Source organism: Actinomadura sp. WMMB 499, from assembly GCF_008824145.1.
Classification (GTDB): domain Bacteria; phylum Actinomycetota; class Actinomycetes; order Streptosporangiales; family Streptosporangiaceae; genus Spirillospora.
Genome location: NZ_CP044407.1, coordinates 341,201 through 366,316, shown reverse-complemented (window position 1 = coordinate 366,316; position 25,116 = coordinate 341,201). Strand labels below are relative to the sequence as shown.

General features: G+C 71.1%; 17 protein-coding genes, 3 rRNA genes and 3 pseudogenes. 17 read left to right on the top strand and 6 right to left on the bottom strand.

Features of this window, described 5'->3' with window-relative positions:
• Positions 1-34: 34 nt before the first annotated feature.
• Together F7P10_RS01735 and F7P10_RS01730 are read right to left on the bottom strand one after the other, a co-directional pair.
• Positions 35-397, bottom strand: a complete 363-nt coding sequence (locus tag F7P10_RS01735; RefSeq protein ID WP_254716355.1) for a DUF2752 domain-containing protein — start codon at positions 395-397, stop codon at positions 35-37.
• A 120-nt stretch (positions 398-517) separates the two neighbouring features.
• Positions 518-823 (bottom strand): CD225/dispanin family protein, encoded by a 306-nt coding sequence (locus tag F7P10_RS01730; protein ID WP_151007755.1) that lies wholly within the window; start codon positions 821-823, stop codon positions 518-520.
• 692 nt (positions 824-1,515) lie between these two features.
• Between F7P10_RS01730 and F7P10_RS01725 the strand changes: the two genes are divergently transcribed.
• The 3 genes from F7P10_RS01725 to rrf all read left to right on the top strand — a co-directional run bounded on the left by F7P10_RS01725 (position 1,516) and on the right by rrf (position 6,848).
• Positions 1,516-3,034: ribosomal RNA gene (locus F7P10_RS01725) — 16S ribosomal RNA — on the top strand.
• Positions 3,035-3,461: 427 nt separating this feature from the next.
• A 23S ribosomal RNA gene (locus tag F7P10_RS01720) occupies positions 3,462-6,573 on the top strand.
• A gap of 158 nt (positions 6,574-6,731) precedes the next feature.
• Positions 6,732-6,848, top strand: a 5S ribosomal RNA gene (gene rrf / locus F7P10_RS01715).
• Together the 16S, 23S and 5S rRNA genes form the textbook arrangement of a ribosomal RNA operon.
• Positions 6,849-7,273: 425 nt before the next feature.
• On the opposite strand, the gene F7P10_RS41945 is transcribed toward rrf, so the two are convergent.
• Positions 7,274-7,684, bottom strand: a complete 411-nt coding sequence (locus F7P10_RS41945; protein ID WP_176611247.1) for a hypothetical protein — start codon at positions 7,682-7,684, stop codon at positions 7,274-7,276.
• Between the two features lie 24 nt (positions 7,685-7,708).
• On the opposite strand from F7P10_RS41945, the gene F7P10_RS01710 reads away from it, so the two are divergent.
• From F7P10_RS01710 to F7P10_RS01705, 3 genes and pseudogenes are all read left to right on the top strand, one after another.
• On the top strand, positions 7,709-8,605 hold the full coding sequence (locus tag F7P10_RS01710) for a hypothetical protein (protein WP_254716354.1): 897 nt from the start codon (positions 7,709-7,711) through the stop codon (positions 8,603-8,605).
• A 192-nt stretch (positions 8,606-8,797) separates the two neighbouring features.
• A pseudogene (locus tag F7P10_RS43795) lies at positions 8,798-8,851 on the top strand (twin-arginine translocation signal domain-containing protein); the annotation flags it as partial.
• 20 nt (positions 8,852-8,871) lie between these two features.
• The gene (locus F7P10_RS01705; RefSeq protein WP_254716353.1) at positions 8,872-9,960 is read left to right on the top strand and encodes an alkaline phosphatase PhoX; all 1,089 of its coding nucleotides are present in this window, start codon (positions 8,872-8,874) and stop codon (positions 9,958-9,960) included.
• 4 nt (positions 9,961-9,964) lie between these two features.
• Here the strand turns inward: F7P10_RS01705 and F7P10_RS01700 are convergent.
• Both F7P10_RS01700 and F7P10_RS01695 read right to left on the bottom strand, forming a co-directional pair.
• Positions 9,965-10,905 (bottom strand): annotated as a pseudogene (locus tag F7P10_RS01700) (MBL fold metallo-hydrolase).
• A 145-nt stretch (positions 10,906-11,050) separates the two neighbouring features.
• Positions 11,051-12,415, bottom strand: a complete 1,365-nt coding sequence (locus F7P10_RS01695) for a DUF1015 family protein (RefSeq protein WP_254716352.1) — start codon at positions 12,413-12,415, stop codon at positions 11,051-11,053.
• Positions 12,416-12,496: 81 nt separating this feature from the next.
• Between F7P10_RS01695 and F7P10_RS01690 the strand changes: the two genes are divergently transcribed.
• On the top strand, positions 12,497-12,928 hold the full coding sequence (locus F7P10_RS01690; protein WP_151007753.1) for a tetratricopeptide repeat protein: 432 nt from the start codon (positions 12,497-12,499) through the stop codon (positions 12,926-12,928).
• A gap of 67 nt (positions 12,929-12,995) precedes the next feature.
• Complete coding sequence (locus tag F7P10_RS01685; protein ID WP_151007752.1) at positions 12,996-14,021, top strand: HAD-IIA family hydrolase; 1,026 nt, start codon at positions 12,996-12,998, stop codon at positions 14,019-14,021.
• Here the strand turns inward: F7P10_RS01685 and F7P10_RS01680 are convergent.
• The gene (locus F7P10_RS01680) at positions 14,018-14,359 is read right to left on the bottom strand and encodes an SCP2 sterol-binding domain-containing protein (protein ID WP_151007751.1); all 342 of its coding nucleotides are present in this window, start codon (positions 14,357-14,359) and stop codon (positions 14,018-14,020) included. The two genes, F7P10_RS01685 and F7P10_RS01680, sit on opposite strands and share 4 nt — an antisense overlap.
• A gap of 116 nt (positions 14,360-14,475) precedes the next feature.
• Here F7P10_RS01680 and F7P10_RS01675 point away from each other — a divergent pair, with 116 nt between their 5' ends.
• The 9 genes and pseudogenes from F7P10_RS01675 (at position 14,476) to F7P10_RS01635 (ending at position 24,917) form a co-directional block, all read left to right on the top strand.
• The gene (locus F7P10_RS01675; RefSeq protein WP_151007750.1) at positions 14,476-14,823 is read left to right on the top strand and encodes a hypothetical protein; all 348 of its coding nucleotides are present in this window, start codon (positions 14,476-14,478) and stop codon (positions 14,821-14,823) included.
• Positions 14,820-15,626: a TlyA family RNA methyltransferase gene (locus F7P10_RS01670; protein ID WP_151007749.1), complete on the top strand. Its 807-nt coding sequence runs from the start codon at positions 14,820-14,822 to the stop codon at positions 15,624-15,626. Before F7P10_RS01675 ends, F7P10_RS01670 begins: the two co-directional genes overlap by 4 nt.
• A gap of 121 nt (positions 15,627-15,747) precedes the next feature.
• Positions 15,748-16,629 (top strand): annotated as a pseudogene (locus F7P10_RS01665) (NAD kinase); the annotation flags it as partial.
• Positions 16,630-16,858: 229 nt separating this feature from the next.
• The gene (recN, locus tag F7P10_RS01660; protein ID WP_151007747.1) at positions 16,859-18,556 is read left to right on the top strand and encodes a DNA repair protein RecN; all 1,698 of its coding nucleotides are present in this window, start codon (positions 16,859-16,861) and stop codon (positions 18,554-18,556) included.
• A 223-nt stretch (positions 18,557-18,779) separates the two neighbouring features.
• Positions 18,780-20,018: a putative cytokinetic ring protein SteA gene (gene steA / locus F7P10_RS01655; protein ID WP_151007746.1), complete on the top strand. Its 1,239-nt coding sequence runs from the start codon at positions 18,780-18,782 to the stop codon at positions 20,016-20,018.
• A complete protein-coding gene (locus F7P10_RS01650) occupies positions 20,018-20,980 on the top strand; it encodes a copper transporter (RefSeq protein ID WP_151007745.1) in 963 nt (320 codons plus the stop codon). The genes steA and F7P10_RS01650 overlap by 1 nt, the downstream gene beginning before the upstream one ends.
• A 4-nt stretch (positions 20,981-20,984) precedes the next feature.
• Entirely contained in the window at positions 20,985-22,022 is a 1,038-nt protein-coding gene (locus tag F7P10_RS01645; RefSeq protein WP_254716351.1) for a hypothetical protein, read from the top strand.
• A 56-nt stretch (positions 22,023-22,078) separates the two neighbouring features.
• Positions 22,079-23,698, top strand: coding sequence for a murein biosynthesis integral membrane protein MurJ (gene murJ, locus F7P10_RS01640; RefSeq protein WP_151007744.1), 1,620 nt, complete (start codon positions 22,079-22,081; stop codon positions 23,696-23,698).
• Entirely contained in the window at positions 23,688-24,917 is a 1,230-nt protein-coding gene (locus F7P10_RS01635) for a glycosyltransferase family 4 protein (RefSeq protein ID WP_254716350.1), read from the top strand. Before murJ ends, F7P10_RS01635 begins: the two co-directional genes overlap by 11 nt.
• The last annotated feature ends 199 nt before the right edge of the window (positions 24,918-25,116 follow it).

The window sequence follows — 25,116 nt, the reverse complement described above, 5'->3', positions numbered from 1 at the left end:
GTAGGGGCGGGCCCGACGACGGTCGCACCCGAGATCAGGCGGCGAGCACCGCACCGAACGGGAGGTTGCGCACCACCCAGAAGACGATCACCATGGCGAAGAAAGCCCAGATCAGGCGCGGATCGGCCGCCTTCGTCCGGGTGGGACGGTCGCGGGCCCGCGCGACGGCCCAGCGCACCCAGAAGAACGCCAGGACCGGCAGCATCGTGACCGTGAACACGTTCAGCGCGACGGCCTCGCCGAGCTGCCCGTGCGCGACGGCGTGAACGGTGCGCAGCGCGCCGCAGCCCGGGCACTGGTAGCCGGTCAGCGCGAGGAACGGACATGTCGGGTAGTTGCCCTGCTCGTTCGGGTTGACCGCGGCGAGGTACCCGACCACCCCGGCGGTCAGCACCACGACCCCCAGCGGCGCAAGCAGACGGCGCGCCGCCGCGAAACGTTCACGGGACGCGCCGTGGTGCCGAGGCGAGGGCCCGCCCCGCCGGAGCGGGGCGGGCCGATGCTCCTGGTTCATCCGTCAGTAGGTCGAGCTGCTGGCGACAGCGACGCTGAAGATGAAGTAGAGGACCCCGACGACGACGCCGACGATCGCGGAGACGATCGCCCAGGTCTTCGCGTTCTTGGACGCCGAGATGGCGCCCGCGTGGTCACCGCTGTTCCACTTGCCGTTGACCTGCGCGGCGAACACGATCGACACGACCCCCGCCGGGAGGCAGCAGAAAAGCGTCGTCAGGATGGCCCACACCAAGTGGTTGGGCGGCGGCGCCGGCGGGACGCCGTAGGCACCGGGACCACCGGGGGCGGGCGGGGGGTAGTAGCTCATCAGGTTCCTTCCGTGTGGGCTGGGTATCTCTCAAGTAGATGGTCAACAAGCATGCCTGGTTCCCCGTGACCTGGTAAACGCTCCCCTCAACACAGTTGTGGCACGGTCGTCCCCGTCGTCCTGGAGCGGTCCACGCGTCGATTTGACGTCGCCGACCCGACCGCGTAAGTTAACCCCTCGTCCCCTTGCGGATGCAGGACGCCTGAGCGGCGGCCGGCCGACGGGGAAACCACCACTAGATCATGCCGGACCGGCTTCGCCGTGTCCGGGGTCCGCAGGTGGGTCGGAAACGCCGATTTTGACAAATCGACGGGATCTGATGAAATAGCAACACCGCCGGGAAGGGACCGCGCAAGCGGAACCGGAAAGGCGCATCGGGAAAAGCCGGGAAATTGACAAGCCGGCCGGAACCGATAAAGTAAGAACAGTCGCCCCGGGGCGAGACCGACGAAAGTCCGGTCGAGCGCGGTGGGTGTCCGTTTCTTGAGAACTCAACAGCGTGTTAAAAGCCAGTGCCTTTATTGATCTGGTCGGCAGGCCGGATCGCCCCGTGGCTTCTGGTGCCTTCCTTTGGGGAGGTGCGAGGGGCTGGGGATTTCTTTGAGGCAAGCATCCGTATGGATGCATTGCTGGGATTGTTTCCAAGGTTTGGCTCGTCTCGGGTTCGCCCCCGGGGTGGGTCGTGATGGACCTTAATGGAGAGTTTGATCCTGGCTCAGGACGAACGCTGGCGGCGTGCTTAACACATGCAAGTCGAGCGGAAAGGCCCCTTCGGGGGTACTCGAGCGGCGAACGGGTGAGTAACACGTGAGCAACCTGCCCCTGACTCTGGGATAAGCCCGGGAAACCAGGTCTAATACCGGATGCGACCATCCTGCTCCTGCAGCGGTGGTGGAAAGATTTATCGGTCAGGGATGGGCTCGCGGCCTATCAGCTTGTTGGTGGGGTAACGGCCTACCAAGGCGACGACGGGTAACCGGCCTGAGAGGGCGACCGGTCACACTGGGACTGAGACACGGCCCAGACTCCTACGGGAGGCAGCAGTGGGGAATATTGCGCAATGGGCGGAAGCCTGACGCAGCGACGCCGCGTGAGGGATGACGGCCTTCGGGTTGTAAACCTCTTTCAGCAGGGACGAAGCTAACGTGACGGTACCTGCAGAAGAAGCGCCGGCTAACTACGTGCCAGCAGCCGCGGTAATACGTAGGGCGCAAGCGTTGTCCGGAATTATTGGGCGTAAAGAGCTCGTAGGCGGTTTGTCGCGTCTGTCGTGAAAGCCCACGGCTTAACCGTGGGTCTGCGGTGGATACGGGCAGACTAGAGGCAGGTAGGGGAGAATGGAATTCCCGGTGTAGCGGTGAAATGCGCAGATATCGGGAGGAACACCGGTGGCGAAGGCGGTTCTCTGGGCCTGTACTGACGCTGAGGAGCGAAAGCGTGGGGAGCGAACAGGATTAGATACCCTGGTAGTCCACGCCGTAAACGTTGGGCGCTAGGTGTGGGGTTCTTCCACGGATTCCGCGCCGTAGCTAACGCATTAAGCGCCCCGCCTGGGGAGTACGGCCGCAAGGCTAAAACTCAAAGGAATTGACGGGGGCCCGCACAAGCGGCGGAGCATGTTGCTTAATTCGACGCAACGCGAAGAACCTTACCAAGGCTTGACATCGCCGGAAATCCATCAGAGATGGTGGGTCCTTTTTGGGCCGGTGACAGGTGGTGCATGGCTGTCGTCAGCTCGTGTCGTGAGATGTTGGGTTAAGTCCCGCAACGAGCGCAACCCTCGTTCCATGTTGCCAGCACGTTATGGTGGGGACTCATGGGAGACCGCCGGGGTCAACTCGGAGGAAGGTGGGGATGACGTCAAGTCATCATGCCCCTTATGTCTTGGGCTGCAAACATGCTACAATGGCCGGTACAGAGGGCTGCGATACCGTGAGGTGGAGCGAATCCCTTAAAGCCGGTCTCAGTTCGGATCGAAGTCTGCAACTCGACTTCGTGAAGTCGGAGTCGCTAGTAATCGCAGATCAGCAACGCTGCGGTGAATACGTTCCCGGGCCTTGTACACACCGCCCGTCACGTCACGAAAGTCGGCAACACCCGAAGCCCGTGGCCCAACCTTTTTGGGGGGAGCGGTCGAAGGTGGGGCCGGCGATTGGGACGAAGTCGTAACAAGGTAGCCGTACCGGAAGGTGCGGCTGGATCACCTCCTTTCTAAGGAGCACGCAACTGGCTCGGATCGACCCCTGCTTGCGGGGGTGTTCGGGTCGGTGGCCATCGTCGGCGGCGAGTGTTCGCCGGGTGGCTGCTCATAGATGTGGAGCACTGGTTATTCAGTTCGCTGTTCGTGCGAGCCGGCTAGTACCGCCCTTCGGGGAGTGGGAACGGCGGTGCCGGGCGGGTGGGGAGCTGGACACGCTGTTGGGTCCTGAGGGAACGGGCGCGAGCCTGGGCACCTCTGGATCGCGGGGCCAGATCCCATGTCCCTTAACGGGGGTGTGGGGTTTGGTGGGCCCGGTTGTTTTTTGAGAACTGCACAGTGGACGCGAGCATCTCTGGTAGATGATGATGTCTCGGAAGGAACGTGTTTTCTTTCGGTGATGTTGTTGTTTATCTGCGATTTGTTTTGATCGTTTTGTGTGTTCAAGTTTTTAAGGGCATACGGTGGATGCCTTGGCATCAGGAGCCGATGAAGGACGTGGGAGCCTGCGATATGCCTCGGGGAGTCGGCAACCAGACTTTGATCCGGGGATTTCCGAATGGGGAAACCTGGCACCCGTCATGGGGTGTCGCCGCCGTCTGAATGTATAGGGCGGCTGGTGGGAACGCGGGGAAGTGAAACATCTCAGTACCCGCAGGAAGAGAAAACAATAGTGATTCCGTGAGTAGTGGTGAGCGAAAGCGGATCAGCCTAAACCGTGCGCGTGTGATACTTGGTAGGGGTTGCGTGTGCGGGGTTGTGGGACCATCCTGCTGGATCTACCAGTCCGGCGAGAAGTTACAAACTGCTCGGGTAGTCGAATGGCATGGGAAGGCCGACCGTAGACGGTGAGAGTCCGGTAGACGAAACTTGAGTGGCTTCTGGGTGTGTTCCCGAGTAGCACGGGGCCCGTGAAATCCTGTGTGAATCTGCCACGACCACGTGGTAAGGCTGAATACTTCCTGGTGACCGATAGCGGACCAGTACCGTGAGGGAAAGGTGAAAAGTGCCCCGGTGAGGGGTCGTGAAATAGTACCTGAAACCGTGTGCCTACAAGCCGTCAGAGCCTCTTCATGAGCCTTGTGTTTGTGTGGGTGATGGCGTGCCTTTTGAAGAATGAGCCTGCGAGTTATGGTGTGTGGCGAGGTTAACCGGTGGCGGGTAGCCGTAGCGAAAGCGAGTCTGAATAGGGCGTTTGAGTCGCATGCTGTAGACCCGAAGCGGGGTGATCTAGCCATGGGCAGGGTGAAGCGCCGGTAAGACGGTGTGGAGGCCCGAACCCACCAGGGTTGAAAACCTGGGGGATGACCTGTGGTTAGGGGTGAAAGGCCAATCAAACTCCGTGATAGCTGGTTCTCCCCGAAATGCATTTAGGTGCAGCGTCGCGTGTTTCTTGCCGGAGGTAGAGCTACTGGATGGCTGATGGGCCCTACAAGGTTACTGACGTCAGCCAAACTCCGAATGCCGGTAAGTGAGAGCGTGGCAGTGAGACTGCGGGGGATAAGCTTCGTAGTCGAGAGGGAAACAGCCCAGATCATCGGCTAAGGCCCCTAAGCGTGTGCTAAGTGGTAAAGGATGTGGAGTTGCCGTGACAACCAGGAGGTTGGCTTAGAAGCAGCCATCCTTGAAAGAGTGCGTAATAGCTCACTGGTCAAGTGATTCCGCGCCGACAATGTAGCGGGGCTCAAGCACACCGCCGAAGCCGTGGCACTCGAGATGATGTCTCGGGTGGGTAGGGGAGCGTCCTGCAGCCGGTGAAGCCGCCGAGTGATCGAGTGGTGGAGGCTGTGGGAGTGAGAATGCAGGCATGAGTAGCGAATCACGCGTGAGAAACGTGTGCGCCGGATGACCAAGGGTTCCTGGGGCAGGCTAATCCGCCCAGGGTAAGTCGGGACCTAAGGCGAGGCCGACAGGCGTAGTCGATGGACAACGGGTTGATATTCCCGTACCCGCTGGTATGCGCCAACGCTGAATCCTCTGATGCTAACCATCCGAACCATCTTGTCGGGCCTTCGGGCCTGCTGGGTGGGGAGCGTGGGACCCGAGGGGGTAGTAGGTGAGTGATGGGGTGACGCAGGAGGGTAGCTCAGCCCAGGCGATGGTTGTCCTGGGGTAAGCATGTAGCTCGCGCCATAGGCAAATCCGTGGCGCATTGAGGGTGAGATGTGATGCCGAGCCGTTTTAGGTGAAGTGAGTGATCCCATGCTGCCGAGAAAAGCCTCTAGCGAGTGTATCGGCGGCCCGTACCCTAAACCGACTCAGGTGGTCAGGTAGAGAATACCAAGGCGATCGGGTGAACTGTGGTTAAGGAACTCGGCAAATTGCCCCCGTAACTTTGGGAGAAGGGGGGCCATGCCTGGTGATCATCCTTGCGGTGGGAGCTGGGTGTGGTCGCAGAGGCCAGGGGGAAGCGACTGTTTACTAAAAACACAGGTCCGTGCGAAGTCGTAAGACGCGGTATACGGACTGACGCCTGCCCGGTGCCGGAACGTTAAGAGGACCGGTTAGATCCCTTTGGGGGTCGAAGCTGAGAATCTAAGCGCCGGTAAACGGCGGTGGTAACTATAACCATCCTAAGGTAGCGAAATTCCTTGTCGGGTAAGTTCCGACCTGCACGAATGGCGTAACGACTTCCCCGCTGTCTCAACCACAGGCCCGGCGAAATTGCAGTACGAGTAAAGATGCTCGTTTCGCGCAGCAGGACGGAAAGACCCCGGGACCTTCACTATAGCTTGGCATTGGCGCTTGGAGCGTCTTGTGTAGGATAGGTGGGAGACTGTGAAGCTCGGACGCCAGTTCGGGTGGAGTCGTTGGTGAAATACCACTCTGGTCGTTTTGAGCGTCTAACCCGCACCCGTGGATCCGGGTGGGGGACAGTGCCTGGTGGGTAGTTTAACTGGGGCGGTTGCCTCCTAAAGTGTAACGGAGGCGCCCAAAGGTTCCCTCAGCCTGGTTGGCAATCAGGTGGCGAGTGCAAGGGCACAAGGGAGCTTGACTGTGAGACGGACGTGTCGAGCAGGTGCGAAAGCAGGGCCTAGTGATCCGGCACCTACGTGTGGAAGTGGTGTCGCTCAACGGCTAAAAGGTACCCCGGGGATAACAGGCTGATCTTCCCCAAGAGTCCATATCGACGGGATGGTTTGGCACCTCGATGTCGGCTCGTCGCATCCTGGGGCTGGAGTAGGTCCCAAGGGTTGGGCTGTTCGCCCATTAAAGCGGCACGCGAGCTGGGTTTAGAACGTCGCGAGACAGTTCGGTCCCTATCCGCTGCGCGCGTAGGAGAATTGTGAGGGTCTGTCCCTAGTACGAGAGGACCGGGACGGACGGACCTCTGGTGTGCCAGTTGTCCTGCCAGGGGCATGGCTGGTTGGCTACGTTCGGTTGGGATAACCGCTGAAAGCATCTAAGCGGGAAGCCTTCCTCGAGATGAGTTCTCCCTTCCACCTTCGGGTGGGGTAAGGCCCCCGAGAGACGATCGGGTTGATAGGCCGGGGATGGAAGCGCGGTAACGTGTGGAGTCGACCGGTACTAATAGGCCGAGTGGCTTGAACACACTGAACGTTCAAAGCATCTCGCTGTGTGTTTGTTCGCGTCCCTGTGTGGTTCCTGGGAAACAACCGGGAGCCCGTGGTTGTTAAGTGCATATTTTCTGAGCTGTCTGCTTGGACGATGAGTTTCCCGCGCCCGGTGATGGGTGTTGGGGGTTGGTCGTTCGGTGGTTATGGCGAGGGGGAAACACCCGGTCCCATTCCGAACCCGGTAGTTAAGCCTCTCAGCGCCGATGGTACTGCATGGGAGACTGTGTGGGAGAGTAGGACGCCGCCGGACCTTTCTTAGCGCGAGGGTCGCCCTGTCAATGGGGCGGCCCTCGACGCATGTCCGGGCTCGCCAAAGTAGGCTGCAAGGGTCAGCAGGAATCACCATCAAGAACAGTGACGGACGTGATGAGCGCGGAAGAGGACGGCCGCAGCGACGACAACCGCGGGCGGCGGGGGAACAACGGTGGGCGGAACACGCCCGGCCGTCGCGGGGGCAACGCGCGTGGAGGGCCCGGCGGCGCCCGGTCCGGTAAGCCGCAGGGAGGACGCGGCCGTCCCGGCCCGGGCCGGGGGGACCGTGAGGAGCGTCGGCCGGATCGTCCGTACAAGCGTTCGGGTGACGGTCCCGGCGGTGCGGCCGGCTCCCGGGGACGGGACGAGCGTCGGCCGGATCGTCCGTTCAAAGGTTCGGCCGACCGGCGGCCCGGTGCGGGCTCACGGGATCGGGACGATCGCAGGTCGGATCGTCCGTACAAGCGGCCGGAAGACCGTCGTGCGGGCTCGGGCGAACGGCGTCCGGGAAGGTTCGAGCGAGACGATCGTCAGGGTGGGCCGCGCGGGAAGCAGGGCGGCCCCCGGCGTGACGGCAAGTTCGGCGGGCGGCCCGGTGAGGGCCGCGACGCCCGGGGCCCGCGTGCCGGCGGCCAGGGCGAGCGGCGGTTCCAGGATCGCGACCGGCGAGGCCCGCGCGACGAACGGCGCCCCGGGAAGTTCCAGCGGGACGGCCGTCCCGGCGACCGGGACAGGGACCGGACGTTCAAGGGGCGCGGTTCCGGACGTCCGAAGGATTCGGACCGGCGGCCGCCGCGGGAGCGCGTCGAGCGAGAGAAGCCGGCTCCGGCGCATGACGACCCGCTGCTGCCGGACGAGGTGACGGGTGAGGAACTGGACGCGGAGGCGCGCCGCGGGTTGCGGAGCCTGCCGAAGGACCTCGCGGGACGGGTGGCCCGCCACCTCGTGATGGCGGGAAGGCTCGCGGAGGACGACCCCGAACTGTCGTACCGGCATGCGCGGGCCGCGCGACGGCTGGCGTCCCGGGTCGGGATCGTTCGGGAGGCCGCCGGGATCGCCGCCTACCACGCGGGGGAGTGGTCGGAGGCGCTCGCGGAGTTGCGGGCCGCGCGGCGGCTCGGTGCCGGTGACGACTCGTACCTGCCCGTCATGGTGGACTGCGAACGAGGTCTCGGGCGCCCCGAACGGGCCCTCGACCTGGTGAAGTCGCAGGAGGCGGAACGGCTCGACCCGGTGGGCCGCGTCGAGCTGCGGATCGTCGAGTCGGGTGTGCGCCGAGACCTCGGGCAGTACGACGCGGCCGTCGTCGCGCTGCAGGTTCCGGAGCTGCGGGACCGGAGGCTGCGGCCGTGGTCGGCACGGCTGTTCTACGCGTACGCGGACGCCCTGGTCGAGGCCGGTCGCGTGGACGAGGCCCTCGAGTGGTTCGCGCGCTCGGCGGCCGCGGACCGCGACGGGGAGACCGACGCGCCCGAGCGGTACGCCGAACTGGACGGTCTCCACATCGTCGACACCGAGGAGGAGACGGACGACGAGACGGCAGGCACCGAGCCGGAGAGCGGGCCCGCGGCGCCGACCGACATCGCGTTCAAGCCCGCCTCCCCGGAGGAGGTGGCCGCGAGGGACGAGACGGTGCCCCAGGCGCCCGCCCTGTTCCTCGAACCGGAACATCCCCGGGACGAGCGGCCGGAGGCCGTCGAGGAAGAGACCGGGGACGAGCCTCAGGGAGAGGACCGGGCCGGAGACGAGGAGTAGCTCCCGGCGCACGGCTCGGGCCGTCCCGGCCGGTACCAGGGAGGACACCGGCCCCGCCCCGCAGGCCGCGGACGCGAAGTGACCCACCGGTATTGACGGACGTGATCTTTCATTCGATAGTCACGGGACCGTTGCCGTTCGGGGGGATTCGTCGGGATATGTTCCCGGCGTTTCCAACTCCTGGGGAGCCTCATGTCCCTCGATCGACGCAAGTTCCTGTACGCGGCGGTGGCGGCCGGTGGCGCCGCCGCCCTTCCCGGCGCGCTGTGGCGGCAGACGTTCGCCGCCGGCCCCGCACAGCCCGGTCCCAGCCCGTACGGGCCGCTCCGGGCCGCGGATGCCAACGGGCTGCACCTGCCGGAAGGGTTCAGCGGCCGTGTCGTGGCGCACTCCATGCGGCAGGTGGCGGGCACCGGGTACACGTGGCACGCCGCCCCGGACGGGGGCGCGTGCTTCCCCGACGGGGACGGTTGGATCTACGTGAGCAACTCGGAGATCCCGGTCGTGGGCGGCGCGTCCGCCGTGCGGTTCGGTGCGTCCGGGACGTCACGTCCGCTTACCGGATCCTGAACGGCACCACGCTGAACTGCGCCGGGGGCGGCACCCCGTGGAACACCTGGCTGTCGTGCGAGGAGCACGACCTGGGCCTGGTGTTCGAGACCGACCCGCGCGGCGAGGACGACGCCCGCGCCCGGCCCGCGATGGGGCGGTTCAAGCACGAGGCCGCGGCGTGCGACCCGGAGCGGCGGGTCGTGTACCTCACCGAGGACCAGGGGGACGGCTGCTTCTACCGGTTCGTCCCCGCGACGTGGGGCGACCTGTCGGCGGGGACGCTGCAGGTGCTCGTCGGGACAGGCCCCGGGGCCGTCCGGTGGGAGAACGTGCCGAACCCGCGGTTCTGGTTCACGCCGACGCGCGACCAGGTCGACGGCGCGATGCGGTTCGACGGCGGTGAGGGCTGCCATTACAGCGGCGGGACCTGCTACTTCACCACGAAGGGCGACGGCCGGGTGTGGGCGTACCGGGCGGCCGCCGAGCGGCTGGAGATCGTCTACGACGACGACCTGGTGACCGGCGAGGCCCCGCTGACGGGCGTCGACAACGTGACGGCGGCGTCGTCCGGCGACCTGTACGTGGCCGAGGACGGCGGCAACATGGAGATCAACATCATCACGCCGGACGGGATCGTCGCGCCGGTGCTGCGGGTGGCCGGCCACGACGAGTCGGAGATCACCGGTCCGGCCTTCAGCCCGGACGGGACGCGCCTGTACTTCTCGTCGCAGCGCGGCGAGAGCGGCTTCATCGCCGGAACGGACGGGCGGACCTACGAGGTCACCGGCCCGTTCCGCCGCTGACGCGTCACGCGTGCCGCTCGAGGGCGTGCATGATCCCGGCGACGTTGCTCTCGGCGCTGCTGAGCAGCTCGTACTTGGCGGCGATCTCCGGATCGACGTCCGGGCGGGACACGGCGTAGCGGTCGCGGGTGCGCTCGACGACCATCGCTACGGCGTGGTCGAGGTCGAGGCCCCGGTCCCTGGCGTCCTCGACGTGGTCGACCCAGACCCGGAGCTCCTCGGCGGAGCGTTCCAGCGTGTCGTCGACCTCCGTGACGGGCCCGTAGTGCGCGAACAGCAGCCGCTGCGGGCCAGCGCGCGGAACTTGCCGATGGACGCCAGCGTGGTGTCGAGGTCGAAGTCCGGCGGCGGCGTCGCGGGCCGCACGTCGGCCGTCTCGGGGATGTACACGCCCGCGGCGTCGCCGACGTACAGGTCGCCGGTCTGGGAGTCCATGAGCCCGACGTGGTGCCTGGCGTGGCCGGGCGAGTGGTGCGACTCCAGCCGCCGGCCGCCGCCGAGATCGATCGTCCCGGTCTCCTCGACGGCGCGGATGCGCGCGGCGTCCGTCGGCTTGAGCTCGCCGAACAGCGTGTCGAGGCTGTCGCCGTACACCATCCGCGCGCTGCGCATGAGCCGCGACGGATCGACGAGGTGGCGTGCGCCCTTCTCGTGGACGACGACCTCGGCGCGCGGGTACATGCGGGCGATGTCGCCGACGCCGCCCGCGTGGTCGAGGTGGATGTGCGTGACGACGACGGTCGCCAGGTCGTCCGGTCCCACGCCCAGCTCCCGCAGGGCGGCCTCGACGACGGGGGCCGAACCGGACGTCCCGGGCTCCACCAGGCACGGCCGGTCGCCCAGGATCAGGTAACCGGCGGTTATGCCGCTGTAGCCCGCCATCCGCGTGTCTATCTCGTACACGTCGCCGCCGAGCGGCGTGATCGTGGTCGTGGTGTCGTCCATCCGTCGATCATCGCTCCCGACCCCCGCCCCCGGCCAGTTCTCCCTATGATCACCGAGTGAAGATCCACTCTCTTTCCTCGGCGGCGGCGCTGCCGTTTGTCCTGTGCGCCGGTTGCGCCGCCCGGCCGTCCTGACCGGTGGCGGGTCAGGTTTCTGTGCCCAGGAGGCGGAGGACGAGGCCGGTGCGGGGCTTCGGGCCGAACGAGGTGGACTTGCGGGGGACGCGCTCGCCCCGGTCGGCCACGGCCAGGACGTCCGCGACGCGCAGCGGGTTGAGGACGATCGCGGTGCCGCCCGCGCGGCGGGCGCGGTCGATCGCGGCGGACGGATCGTCGTGCACGACCTCGATCGCGGTCTCGTTCGCGGGTACGTTCCAGGCGTCCTCGATCAGGAGGTGGTCGAGGACGGCGGTGTCGAGGCGGCGCCACTGCGGTGAGTGCTCGGACGGCATGACGCGGGCGAGCGCGTCCGGATCGGGGTCGGTGAGCAGGTGCCGGCCGTCGCCGCCGCCGAGGAGGAACGCGGGGCGCGGCGCCGCGGCGAGGGCGCGGACCGCGGCGGCCTCGTCCGGGAGGTCGGTGACACGGAAGACCTTGCGGGCGCGCTCGGCGGCTTCGGCGGGCGGGAGGCCCGGCAGGACGCGGTGGATGGCGCCCAGGTGGGGCGGGTAGCGGGTGGAGTCGACGAGGAGGGCCAGGCCGCGGTCCCACGGGCCGGGCCCGTGGCCGGCGGCGTGGTGGCGGGCCTGCAGGGCGCGGTAGGTGGCGTAGCGGTGGTGGCCGTCGGCGATGAGGGCGCGGCGTCCGCGCAGGTCGGCGGAGACGCGGTCGTGCAGGGACGGATCGGTGACGGGCCAGAGGCGGTGCGTGATCCCGTCGTCGGCGGTGAACTCCAGTACCGGGTCGGTGGCGACCGCGTCGTCGACGATCCGCGCGGCGTCGGCGCCGCCCTCGTACACCAGCAGGATCGGTTCCAGGTTGGCCTCGGTGGCGGTCATCAGGGCGAGCCGGTCGCGGACGGGGCCGGGGAAGACGTTCTCGTGCGGGAGCACGACCCGGTCGGCCTCGGCGCGGACGCCGAGGCCGCCGATGAGGCCGCGCTGCAGGACGGTCCCGTTCCGGGCGGCCTCGTACACGTAGAGGGCCGGGTCGGGGTCGATCGCGAGGGCGCCCTCGTCGAGCCAGCGGCGGAGCGTGCGCGCGGCGTCGGTGTAGCTCTCCCCGGTGGCGCGCGGCATGTTGAGCCGGACGATGTTGTGGCCGCCGCTCGCCAGCAGCCGCCGGACGGCCGTGTCGTCGATCAGGTCGTAGGGCGGTGTGGTGACGGCGGCGAGATCGCCCGCGACCTCGGGGACGAACCGGACGCCGCGGAACGGCGCGAGCTCGAGCCCGCCGCCGGGCGGCCCGGCGAACCCCGCCGAACCGAAGACGCGGGCGCTGAACTCCTCGGGCCCGATGTCACCGGGAATGCCGGGGATGTCGCCCAGGGGTTCGTCCACGGTGCCGTCCACCGGTCGCATGGTAATCGCCGGGAGGCGGCGGGGCTCCCAGTGGGTACGTTCAAAGGGGCGTATGTGCGAGGGGAGGTCCACGTGGATGTTCAAGGACCGGGCAGGCCGGACGATTCCCCGGGTGAAGATCCCGCCGCCCCCGCGGGCGGTGTCTACGAGTGGTACACGCGAGGGCTGGAGCTGCTGCGGGCGGGCAGTGCGGGGGCGGCGCTGCAGTTGCTGTCGCGGGCGGCGGAGGCCGAGCCGGGGTCGCACAGCATCCGGGAGGCGCTGGGACGGGCGCAGTTCGGGGCGCGGCAGTTCGGCGCGGCGGCCGAGAGTTTCCAGAGCATCGTCGAGGAGGAGCCCGCCGAGGACTACGCGCGGTTCGGCCTCGGGCTGTCGCTCAGCCGGATGGGCGACTTCGAGGGGGCGGTCCAGCAGCTGGCGCTGGCCGCGGCGATGCGGCCGGGCAACAAGGACTACGAGCGCGAACTGCGGCACGTCAGGGCGACCCTGGAGGCCCGCCGCTGACCCGGAGGCTACCGGCGGGTAGTCCCGGCCCGTACGATCGTGCCGGTGTGCGATCGGAGGGAGCGCGATGAAGGGCAGTGACCGGCCCCTGTGCGAGGCGTACGACGTCGCCCTGCTGGACCTGGACGGCGTCGTCTACATCGGCCGCCGTCCCGTCCCGGCGGCGGCCGAGGCGGTGGCCAAGGCCCGCGCGGCGGGGCAGCGGGCGGCGTTCGTCACCAACAACGCCTCCCGGACGCCGTCGGCGGTGGCGTCGCTGCTCACCGAGGTCGGCGTGCCCGCCGCGCCGGACGACGTGGTGACGTCGGCGCAGGCGGCGGCGCGGCTGCTGGCCGAGCGGCTCCCGGCGGGCGCCGAGGTGCTGGTCGTGGGCGGGATGGGGCTGCGGCACGCCCTGTACGGCGAGGGGCTCCGCCCCGTGTCGGTCGAGTCGGAGCGGACGGCGGCGGTCGTACAGGGCTACGATCCCAGGCTCGGCTACGGGCTGCTCGCGCAGGGCGGGCGGGCGGTCGCGCGGGGCGCGCTGTTCGTCGGGTCGAACGGCGACCTCACGATCCCCGGCGGCGACGGCCCGCCGAATCCGGGGAACGGGTCGCTGCTCCGGGTGATCGAGGGCGCCACCGGAGTCGCGCCGATCGTCACCGGCAAGCCGGAACGTCCGCTGCACCGCGAGTCGATCCGGCGGACCGGTGCGCGGCGCCCCCTCGTCGTCGGGGACCGGCTCGACACCGACATCGAGGGCGCCCGCAACGGCGGGGCCGACAGCCTGCTGGTGTTCACCGGGGTGACCGATCCGCTCGGCGTCCTGACCGCGCCCCCGAACCGGCGGCCGTCCTATCTCGCACCCGACCTGACCGGGCTGCTCGTCCCGCATCCGGAGGTCGCGGTGTCGGGGGACGGGCACCGCTGCGGCGGCTGGACGGTGCGGCGGGACGGCGACGCGTTCGGCGTCACCGGGACCGGTGACGCCTACGACGGGCTCCGCGCGCTGGCGTCCGCCGCCTGGACCACCTCGGCGCCCCCGCCCGCCGAGGCCCTGGCCGGGGCGCTCCGGGCGGTGGGGCTGGCCGGTCGGAGGCGGGAGACGGGCTAGAGGAGCTTGCGCAGCCGGAACAGGTCGCCGATGCTCGCCTCGATCTTGAGGCGGCCGGTGGCCCACGCCTTCGCCGGGTTCAGTTCGTCGTGGGCGAGCGCGACGAGGTCGTCGCTGCCCACCGTCAGCCGCACCTGGGCGCCGCGCGGGTCGTCGTCGGGCCATACGGGGTCGAGACCGTCCGCGTGCAGCCGGGTGCGGTAGGCCAGGTCGAGGTCGGGGACGCGGCAGCTGATCGTCCGCTCGACCGCGTGCTCGGCGAGCCGGTCGGCGTCCACCTCCGCGAGACGCGCGACGATCTTGTCCAGCGCCGCCCGGCAGTCCTGCTCGTTCGCCATGGTCAGGCCCGTTCCCCGTTTCGGTCGACAACGATCGTCCCAGTGGGACGGTAGCGTTCTGACCGAGCCCGCGGCGACTCGAGGCGCGTCCGGGAAGTAGCAGGGAGGTAAAGGTGATGTCCGACGAGGCCGCGGAGGCCGCGCCGGCGGCGGAGCCGTCCGCGGCTCCGGTGGCGGAGGCCCCGCAGGAGCCCCGGGAGGAGCCGGAGGAGGAGTTCCCGGCGGCGCCGCCGCCCGAGCCCACCGGCGACCCGCGCGTGGACGCCGTCCTGGCCCGGCTCGGCGACCTGGCCGGGCGGCCCGTCCCCGAGCACGTGGAGATCTTCGAGGACGTCCACCGGAGCCTCCAGGAACTGCTGATCTCCGCGGAGAGCACCCCGGAGGGCGAGCCCGGCGAGCCCGGGGCCCCCGCGCCGCCGCGGCCCCGGGCCGCGTTCCCCGACGCCCTGCGCCCCCGGGCATGAGCGCACGCCGGCGACTGGACGCCGAGCTGGTGCGGCGCGGCCTCGCGCGGTCGCGCGAGCACGCGACGCAGCTCATCGGCGACGGGCGCGTCCGGGTCGGCGGGCAGCGGGCCGCCAAGGCCGCGACGCAGGTGGAGACCGGCGCCGCGATCGTCGTGGCCGAGGCCGACACCGGGCCCGAGTACGTCTCGCGCGGCGGGCACAAGCTCGCGGGCGCGCTGGCGGCGTTCCCCGGCCTGGCCGTCGCGGGCCGCCGCTGCCTGGACGCCGGGGCCTCCACGGGCGGCTTCACCGACGTGCTCCTGCGCGCGGGCGCCGCGCACGTGTTCGCCGTGGACGTCGGATACGGGCAGATCGCGTGGTCGCTGCGGACCGACGAGCGCGTCACCGTGCTGGAGCGGGTCAACATCCGCGACCTGGAACCGGAGATGCTGGGCGGCGGGCCCGCGCCCGGCGTCGTGGTCGGCGACCTGTCGTTCATCTCCCTCAAACTGGTGCTGGGCCCGGTGCGGGCCTGCGTCGCGCCCGACGCGGACTACGCCGTCATGGTGAAGCCGCAGTTCGAGGTCGGCAAGGACCGCGTCGGCGCGGGCGGCGTCGTCCGCGAGCCGGAGCTGCGCGCCGGCGCGGTGCGCGGCGTCGCCGAGCACGCCGCGACGCTCGGGCTGGGCGTGCGCGGCGTGACCGCGAGCCCGCTGCCCGGCCCGTCCGGCAACGTCGAGTACTTCCTGTGGCTGCGGGAGGGCGCCCCGGCCCTGGACGAGAGCGAGCTGGCCAAGGCCGTCGCGGAGGGCCCGCAGTGAGCGCCCGGTCCGCGCGGAACGTCCCGGAACCGGAACGTCCGCGGCGATTCGGGAACGCCGGGTACGGAGACGTTCGTCAACACGTCGGTACATCGAGGCGCGGTGGGAGCGAGGCGAGAGCATGAGCACGAGGTCGGTGCTGGTCGTGGCGCACACCGGGCGGCCCGAGGCCGTCCGCAGCGCGCAGCTGGTGATCGAACGGCTGTCGGAGGCCGGTATCGAGGTGCGGGTGATCGAGGACGAGGCCGCCGACATCGGCTGCACCGGGGTGCGGGTGATGCCGGGCGGCGCGGCCGCCGCCGCGGGCGCCGAGGTCGTGATGGTGCTGGGCGGCGACGGGACGCTGCTGCGCTCGGCCGACCTCACCCGCGGATCCGGGACGCCGCTGCTGGGCGTCAACCTCGGGCACGTGGGGTTCCTCGCCGAGGCCGAGCGCGAGGACCTGGCCGCCACCGTCGACCGGGTGTGCACCCGCCAGTACGAGGTCGAGGAGCGCATGACGATCGACGTCACCGTCCGCCGCAACGGCGCGGTGATGGGCACCACGTGGGCGCTGAACGAGGCGAGCATCGAGAAGTCCGAGCGGGAGCGGATGCTGGAGGTCGTCGCCGAGATCGACGGCCGTCCCCTGTCGAACTGGGGCTGCGACGGCGTGGTTTGCGCCACACCCACCGGGTCGACGGCGTACGCGTTCTCGGCGGGCGGCCCCGTCGTGTGGCCGGAGGTCGAGGCGATGCTCGTCGTGCCGATCAGCGCGCACTCGCTGTTCGCCCGCCCGCTGGTGGTGTCGCCGCGCTCGTCGGTCGCGGTGGAGGTGCTGGCCGACACGCCGGGCGCGGTCCTGTGGTGCGACGGGCGCCGCACCCTCGAACTGCCGCCCGGCGCGCGGGTCGAGGTGCGCCGCGGCGCCGAGCCGGTGCGGCTGGCCCGGCTCCATCTCACCCCGTTCACCGACCGCCTGGTCACCAAGTTCGGACTTCCGGTGACCGGCTGGCGCGGGCGCGTCCGGCAGCCGGCGCATCCGACGCCGCCGACCGAGGATCGGCAGGTCATGCGGGTTCCGGACGGGTGCGGCGACGGCCCGCGGGACGCGTCCGGCGACGGCCCGGGCGGCGCCCGTCCGGACGGGTCCGGGGGCACGGCCGGGGAGGCGGCGGGGGAGCAGAAGGGATAATCTCCACAGGCGCCGATCGGGGAATCGTTTGCGGAGGGTTGTGACGCTGGTGCGTCCGATGGTCGATGAGGTGCGGATTCAGGGCCTCGGGGTGATCGACGAGGCCGTGCTCGATCTGTCGCCGGGTTTCAACGTCGTGACCGGGGAGACCGGGGCGGGCAAGACGATGGTGGTCACCAGTCTGGGACTGCTGTTCGGCGGGCGGGCCGACCCGCAGCGGGTCCGGCCGGGCGCCGGGCGCGCCACCGTCGAGGGCCGGATCGTGGTCGATCCGGGCGGCCGCGTGGTCGAACGCGTCGAGGAGGCCGGCGGCGAGCTGGACGACGACGCGCTGATCGTCACCCGGTCGGTGTCGGCCGAGGGCCGCTCCCGGGCGTTCCTGGGCGGCCGGTCCGTCCCGGTCAGCATGCTGATCAACCTCGCCGACGACCTGGTCGCCGTGCACGGGCAGTCCGACCAGCAGCGGCTGCTGGCGGCCGCCCGGCAGCGCGCGGCCCTCGACCGGTACGCGGGCGGGTCGCTCACCAAGCCGATGCGCGCCTACACCAAGACCTACCAGCGGCACCGGAAGGTCACGGCGCTGCTGGAGGAGATCACCACCCGGGCGCGGGAGCGGCAGCAGGAGGCCGAGATGCTGCGGTTCGGCCTGGAGGAGATCGAGAAGGTCGACCCCCGCGAGGGCGAGGACGTCGAGCTGGCCGCCGAGGAGGAGCGGCTCGGGCACGCCGACGCGCTGCGCGGCGCCGCCGACACCGCCCACGAGGCGCTGCTCGGCGACCCGGCGGCGGCGTTCGAGGCCGCGAACGTCACGGGCCTGCTCGGGCAGGCCCGCAACGCGCTGGACGCCGTCCGCGACCACGACCCGGAGCTGGCGGCGCTCGCCGACCGGCTCGCCGAGGCCGGCTACCTGATCTCCGACGTCGGCACCGACCTGGCCGCCTACGCCGAGTCCGTGGACGCCGACCCGGCGCGGCTCGCGGTCGTCCAGGAGCGGCGCGCCGAGCTGACCGCGCTGACCCGCAAGTACGGGGAGACGCTCGCCGAGGTGCTGGAATGGTCGCGGGGATCGGCGGCGCGGCTCATCGAGCTGGAGGGCGACGACGACCGGATCGGGGAGCTGACCGCCGAGCACGCCGAGCTGACCGAGCGGCTCGCCGCCGAGGCGGGCGAGCTGACCGCCGTCCGCACTCGCGCCGCCGAGCGCTTCTCCGCCGCCGTGACGGACGAACTGACCGCGCTCGCGATGCCGCACGCCCGCGTCGAGGTGACCGTGACCGCCGGCGGGGAGTACGGGCCGCAGGGGGTGGACGAGGTGGAGGTGCTGCTCGCGCCGCACCCGGGCTCCCGCCCGCTGCCGCTGAACAAGGGCGCCTCGGGCGGCGAGCTGTCGCGGGTGATGCTGGCGATCGAGGTCGTGTTCGCGGGCGCCGACCCCGTCCCCACGTTCGTGTTCGACGAGGTCGACGCGGGCGTCGGAGGCAAGGCGGCGGTCGAGATCGGCCGCCGGCTGGCCCGCCTCGCCCGCAACGCGCAGGTGATAGTCGTCACGCACCTGCCGCAGGTCGCCGCGTTCGCCGACCAGCACCTGCTGGTGGAGAAGTCCGACGACGGCAGTGTCACCAGCAGCGGTGTCACCGCTCTGGACCGCGAGGGCCGGGTGCGCGAGCTGTCCCGGATGCTCGCCGGCCTGGAGGACTCCGAGCTCGGCCGCGCCCACGCCGAGGAACTCCTCGCGATGGCCGCGGACGAGCGTTGACGGGAGTCCCGGCGCCCCGGCGGCCGGGAACCGGGCGTACCGTGGGCCGGGGAACGTGATCGAACGGTGATCGAACTCGGGGTTCCGCGCCGCGTCATAACCGTCAGGGGTGCGGCACGCGCCTCGACACTCTCCCAAAGACTACAGAGGGTGCGGGAACGGACACGCCTGGACACTCGTCCTTACCGTCGTTCGCGCCCGTGCTCTGGCAGGATGGCAAGCGATGAACGACCCGTCACCCACCACCGAGCGTCGCGCCGGGCTCGCCCAGCGGCTGCCGCGCCGCGTGCTCGCGCTGGGCCGCGGCCGCGACGACGGCCGTCAGGGGGTCAGCGCCACCGTCCGCCTCGACCGCCGCACCAAGAACCTGACCAAGCGGCTGCAGCCGGGCGACGTCGCCGTCATCGACCATGTCGATCTCGACCGGGTCAGCGCCGAGGCGCTGGTGTCGTGCCAGGTCGGCGCCGTCGTCAACGTCGCCCCGAGCATCTCGGGCCGCTACCCGAACCTCGGTCCGCAGATCCTCGTCGAGGCCGGGATCCCGCTGGTGGACGACGTCGGCCCGGACATCTTCACCAAGCTGCAGGAGGGCGAGCAGGTCCGCGTCGAGGACTGCACCGTCTTCCGCGGCGACGAGGTCGTCACCAAGGGCATGGCGCAGACGCCCGAGACCGTCGAGGCGGCGCTCGTCGAGGCCAAGGCGGGGCTGTCCACGCAGCTCGAGGCGTTCGTCGCCAACACGATGGAGTACGTCAAGCGCGAGCGCGACCTGCTCATCGACGGCGTCGGCGTCCCCGACGTGCGGACGAAGCTGAACGGACGGCACGCGCTGATCGTCGTCCGCGGCTACCACTACCGCGAGGACATCGCCACCCTGCGGCCCTACATCCGCGAGTACCGGCCGGTGCTGATCGGCGTGGACGGCGGCGCGGACGCGCTGCTGGAGGCCGGGTACCGCCCCGACATGATCGTCGGGGACATGGACTCGGTCTCCGACGACGCGCTGACCTGCGGCGCCGAGATCGTCGTGCATGCCTACCGGGACGGCCGGGCGCCCGGCCTCAAGCGGGTGCAGGAGCTCGGGCAGGACGCCATCACCTTCCCCGCCACCGCCACCAGCGAGGACTGCGCGATGCTGCTCGCCGACGAGAAGGGCGCCTCCCTCATCGTCGCGGTCGGCACGCACGCCAACATGGAGGAGTTCCTCGACAAGGGCCGCGCGGGCATGGCGAGCACGTTCCTCACCCGCCTGCGGGTCGGCAGTAAACTCGTCGACGCCAAGGGCGTCAGCAGGCTCTACCGCAGCCGCATCTCCACCTGGTCGCTGCTGTTCCTCGTCCTCGGCGCGCTCGTCGCCATCGTCACCGCCGTCGCCACGTCGCCGGCGGGGGACGTCATCGGCCCGCTACTGGCCGATCGCTGGCACGCCTTCGTCTTCTGGCTCACCGGACTCTTCTCCTGATGATCGATTTCCGATACCACCTCGTCTCCATCGTCGCGATCTTCCTCGCGCTCGCGCTCGGCATCGTGCTGGGCTCCACCACCCTGTCGAACTCGGTGAGCGAGACCCTGCGCGAGCAGGCCAACTCCGCCGCCGACAGCGCCCAGCGGGCCCGCGAGGCCCAGCGCGACCTGCAGAACCAGGTCAACGGCGAGGAGCAGTTCGCCGGGGTGCTGGCCCCGCAGATCGTCGAGAACCGCCTCAAGGGCCAGTCGGTGGTCCTGGTCGAGACGCCCGGCGCGGGCGACGACAGCATCGAGCGGGTCGGCGAGCTGGTGAAGAACGCGGGCGGCGCCGTCACCGGCCGCGTCACCGTCCAGAAGAAGCTCCTGGACGACGACCAGCGCGCCACCGTCGACGCGCTCGCGGGCCGGCTGCGGCCCGAGGGCGCCGAGTTCCCCGCGGACGCCGGCACCTACGACAAGGCGGGCGCCGTGCTGGCGAGCGCGCTGGTCACCCGCGAGCCGTCCGAGGCGGGCCGCGAGGACGCCGCGACCGGGAGCGTGCTCGGCGCGTTCACCGACGCCGGGTACCTCACCACGACCGGCGAGCCGGGGCGCCGCGCGACCCTGGCGGTCGTGGTCGCCCCGTCCGCCGCCTACGCCTACGAGGGCGGCGACGACGACAACAAGGCGCTGATCTCGCTGGCGTCCGCCCTCGACGCCGCCGGAGGCGGTACGGTCGTGGGCGGCCCGCCGAACGCCGCGAGCGACGGCGGGCTGATCGCGGCGCTGCGCGACTCCGACGCCGCCGAGTCGGTCTCCACCGTCGACGTCGTGGACACGGAGACCGTCTCCGGATACGTCGTGACGATCCTGGCGCTGCAGAAGGAGATGGGCGGCGAGTCCGGGCAGTACGGGACGGGCGCCGGCGTGAGCGGCTACCTGCCCTCGCCCGCGCCCACGGCGGGGAAGAGCGGGTGACCTGATGACGGGTGCGGCGGGTGCGGCGGGCACGGGTTCGTTCGGTACGGGTTCGCCCGGTACGGGAGGACGCGCGCGCGTCGGCACGCGGATCCTGCGGACGGCGGCCGGCGCGGCGCTCGGCGCCGTCGCCGCACGCGCCGCCTACACGGCGCTGACGCGCCGCCCGCCGGGACTGAACGGCACCCCCGGCGCGGAGGTGTGGGGCCGCACGAACCACCGCGGCGAGCCCGTCACGCTGCTGGAGGGGCCCGCGTTCGCGGCGGGCGCCGTCGTGGGCGGCCTGCTCGCTCCCGGCCTCGGTTCGGGACCGGGTGGCCGCATGCGCGCCGCCGCACTGCTCGCGGGCGCCGGTTCCGGCGCGCTCGGCGGCTACGACGACCTCACCGGGTCCGGTGCGTCCCGCGGATTCAAGGGCCATCTCGGCGCCCTCGCCCGCGGCGAGGTGACCAGCGGCGCCGTGAAGATCGTCGGGATCGGGGCGACCGGGCTGGCCGCCGCGGCGCTCGCCGGGTCCCCGGCGCCGACCCGCACCGGCCGGGCCTTCGACATCCTGGTCAACGGGGCGCTGGTGGCCGGGAGCGCCAACCTGATGAACCTGTTCGACCTGCGCCCCGGCCGCGCCGTCAAGGTCGGGCTGATCACCGGGACGCCGCTGGCGCTGACCTCGTCCGGGGGCGCGGTGGTCGCCGCGCCGCTCGGTGCCGCCGCCGCGCTGCTGCCCGACGATCTCGCCGAGCGCGCGATGCTCGGCGACACCGGCGCGAACGCGCTCGGCGCGCTGCTCGGGCTGGCCGCCACCCGGCTCGGCCGCGGCCCGCGCCTCGCCGTCCTCGCCGCCGTGGCCGGGCTGAACGCCGCCAGCGAGAAGGTCAGTTTCACCAAGGTCATCCGGGACACGCCGGTGCTGCACCGCATCGACATGCTCGGCCGCCGTCCCGTCGCCGCGCCCGCCGCGCCCGCCGGGGCCGCCGCGAACGCGGCCGTCCCGCCGCAGGCCGGCTCCGCGGAGAACGGCGCGCCCGTCGCCGACGCCCGGTAAGCGCGCGACGCCCCCTCCGTACTCATCGTGTCCCCGGATCTCAGAGAACGCCGAGCATGCCCCCGTCCCTGCGCCGCCTGACCGGCGGCCTCGCCGGGGCCGCCGCCGTCATCGCGATCATCACGGTGCTGTCCCGGCTCGCCGGGTTCGGCCGCACCTACGCGCTGTCGCAGACGGTCACCACGTCGTGCCTCGGGCAGGCGTACTCCACGTCGACGCAGTTCCCGCTGATCGTCTACGAGATCGTCGCGGGCGGCGCGCTGACGAGCATGGTCGTGCCGGTACTGGCCGGAGCCGTCGAGCGCGGCGACCGCGACGAGGTGCGCCGCATCGGGTCGGCGCTGCTGACCTGGGTCGTCGTGCTGATGGTGCCGCTGTCCGTGCTGCTGGCGCTGGCGTCCCGGCCCATCGTGGAGCTGCTGGTCGGCGCGGAGCCGCGGGGCTGCGACGGCGGCCAGATCGTCGACGTGGCGTCCACGATGCTCGCGATCATGGCGCCGCAGATGGTGATGTACGCGGTCGCGGTCGTCTTCTACGGGCTGCTGCAGTCGCATCGCCGGTTCGTCGCCCCCGCGCTGGCGCCGCTGGCGTCCAGCGCCGTCGTGATCGGCTGCTACCTGGTGTTCGCGCCGCTCGGCCACGCCTACGTGAACGACCTGGCGAACCTGCCGCGCTCGGCGGAGCTGACCCTCGCCGTCGGGACCGCGCTCGGCGGGGTCGCGATGGCCGCCACCGCCGGGATCGCGGCGTGGCGGCTGCGGCTCGGCCTGCGGCCCACCCTGCGGTTCCCGGACGGGGTCGCGGCGCGGGTGCGGCGGCTCGCCGTCGCCGGGCTCGCCACCGTCGCGGCGCAGCAGCTGTCCGCGCTGCTGGTGGTGCGCCTCAGCTACGAGGGCACGCCCGGCGCCCTGAACAACTACCAGTACGCGTGGGCGGTCTACCTGCTGCCCTGGGCGGTCCTGGTGGTGCCGATCGCCACCAGCGCGTTCCCGATGCTGTCGGCGCGGAGCGGCCCGGACGACCGGGAGCGGTTCGACCGGATCACCGCCGCCACGACGCGCGCGGTGCTGCTGGTGTCGTGCGCGGGCGCGGCCGTGCTCGCCGCCGTCGCCGAGCCGCTCTCCGTGGTGTTCAACCCCGGTGACGCCCTCCAGCAGGACGTGCTGGCCCGAGCCGTCCTCGCGTTCGCGCCCGGCCTGCTCGGCTACGGGCTGGTGGCCCACATCGGGCAGCGCGTCCTGTACGCGTGCGACCGCGGCCGGACGGCCGCGGCGGCGGTGGTGGCGGGCTGGGTGACGGTCATGGCGGCCGATGCGGCGCTGGTGGCGGTGGTCGACGACCGGTGGGTCGTCGCGGTGCTCGGCGTGGGGAACGCGGCCGGGATGACGGTGGCCGGGGTGCTGCTGCTGGCGATGCTGGGCCGGGCGCGCGGGCGCGCCGCGCTGGCGGGCGTCCCGCGGGCGCTGGCGGCCGGGGTCGCGGGCGGTGCCGGGGGAGGGGCCGCCGGCTACGGTGCCGCGGCCCTGATCGGCGCCGCGTCGCCGCTGCCGGGCGTGGGCGCGGGAGCGCTCGCGGCGGCCGTCGCGGCCGGGGTGTTCGTGATCATCGTGTACGTCATCGACGGCCGGGACCTGCGGGCCGTCCTCACCAGGAAGGTCGCGCGGGATGCCGGATGAGTCGGAACTGAACGGGCTGGACGAGCTGGACGGGATGCGGGTCGCGCTGGTGCTCGGGACGGCGGCGGGCGGCGTCGGCCGGCACGTGCGGTCGGTCGCCGCCGGGCTGGCGGACCGGGGCGCGCGGGTGGTGGTGTGCGGGCCCGCCGAGACCGGGGACCGGTTCGGGTTCGCCGGGCCGGGCGTCCGGTTCGCGGAGGTGGACCTGGGCGACCGGCCCCGTCCGCTGCGGGACGCGAAGGCCGTCGGTCGGCTGCGGGCGCTGCTGCGCGGCGCGGACGTCGTCCACGCGCACGGGCTGCGGGCCGGCGCGTTCGCGGCCGCGGCGTGCGCGCGGCCCGCGCCGGGGCCGCTGCGGATCTCGCGGGGCGGGCCGCCGCTGGTGGTCACCCTGCACAACGCCGTCATCACCGGCGGCCGGACCGCCGCGATCTACGGGGCGCTGGAACGCGTCGTCGCCCGCGGCGCCGAGGTCGTCCTCGGGGTGTCGCCCGACCTGGAGGAGCGGATGCGCGCGCTGGGCGCCCGGTCGACCGGGCACGCGCTCGTCCCGGCCCCCGCGCCGCGCGCCCAGCCGGGCCCGGCCGTCCGTGCGGACCTGCGCGCGGAGCTGGGCGTGGGGGACCGGCCGCTGATCCTCACGGTGGGGCGGCTCGCCGACCAGAAGGGCCTGCCGACGCTGCTGGACGCCGCCCGCGGCTGGGCCGCGCGGGAACCGCGCCCGCTCGTCGCCATCGCCGGGGACGGGCCGCTGGAGGACGGGCTGCGCGCCCGCATCGACCGGGAGGAGCTGCCGGTGCGGCTGCTGGGCCGCCGGTCGGACGTGCCCGGACTGCTGGCCGCCGCCGACGTCGCGGCCGTCCCGAGCGTGTGGGAGGGGCAGCCGCTCATCGTGCAGGAGATCCTGCGCGCCGGGCGCCCGCTGGTGGCGACCCGGGTCGGCGGGATCCCGGGCCTGGTCGGCTCCGCCGACCGCGGTGGCGGGCTGCTGCAGGGGCCCGAGAGCGAGGCGGCGCTGCTCGTCCCGCCGGGGGACGCGGGAGCGCTGGAGCGGGCGGTGAGCCGGGTGCTGGACGATCCGGCGCTCGCCGCGCGGCTGGCGGCGGCCGCCGCCGCGCGGGCCGCGCTGCTGCCGGGCGAGGACGATGCCGTCGACCAGCTCGTCCGCCTCTTCCGGGAGCTTCGGGAGGGGAGCGCCCGGCGCCGGGGTGGGAGATGATCGGTCCTTAGACGCCACTTCGGCGGCTCCGGTTCAGAAAGACGCCAAGAAAATTTGACGGGACGGGAACCGGCAGGTGGGCGACCGCGTTTAAGGGGGCAGTGGAGGGGAGTATCCCTGCGCGCGGTTCTCGTCAGCACGGCCGGTCCGTACCGGCCCGGGTTCCGCGGCCCGTTTCCTTCAGGGCGGGAGAGACCTC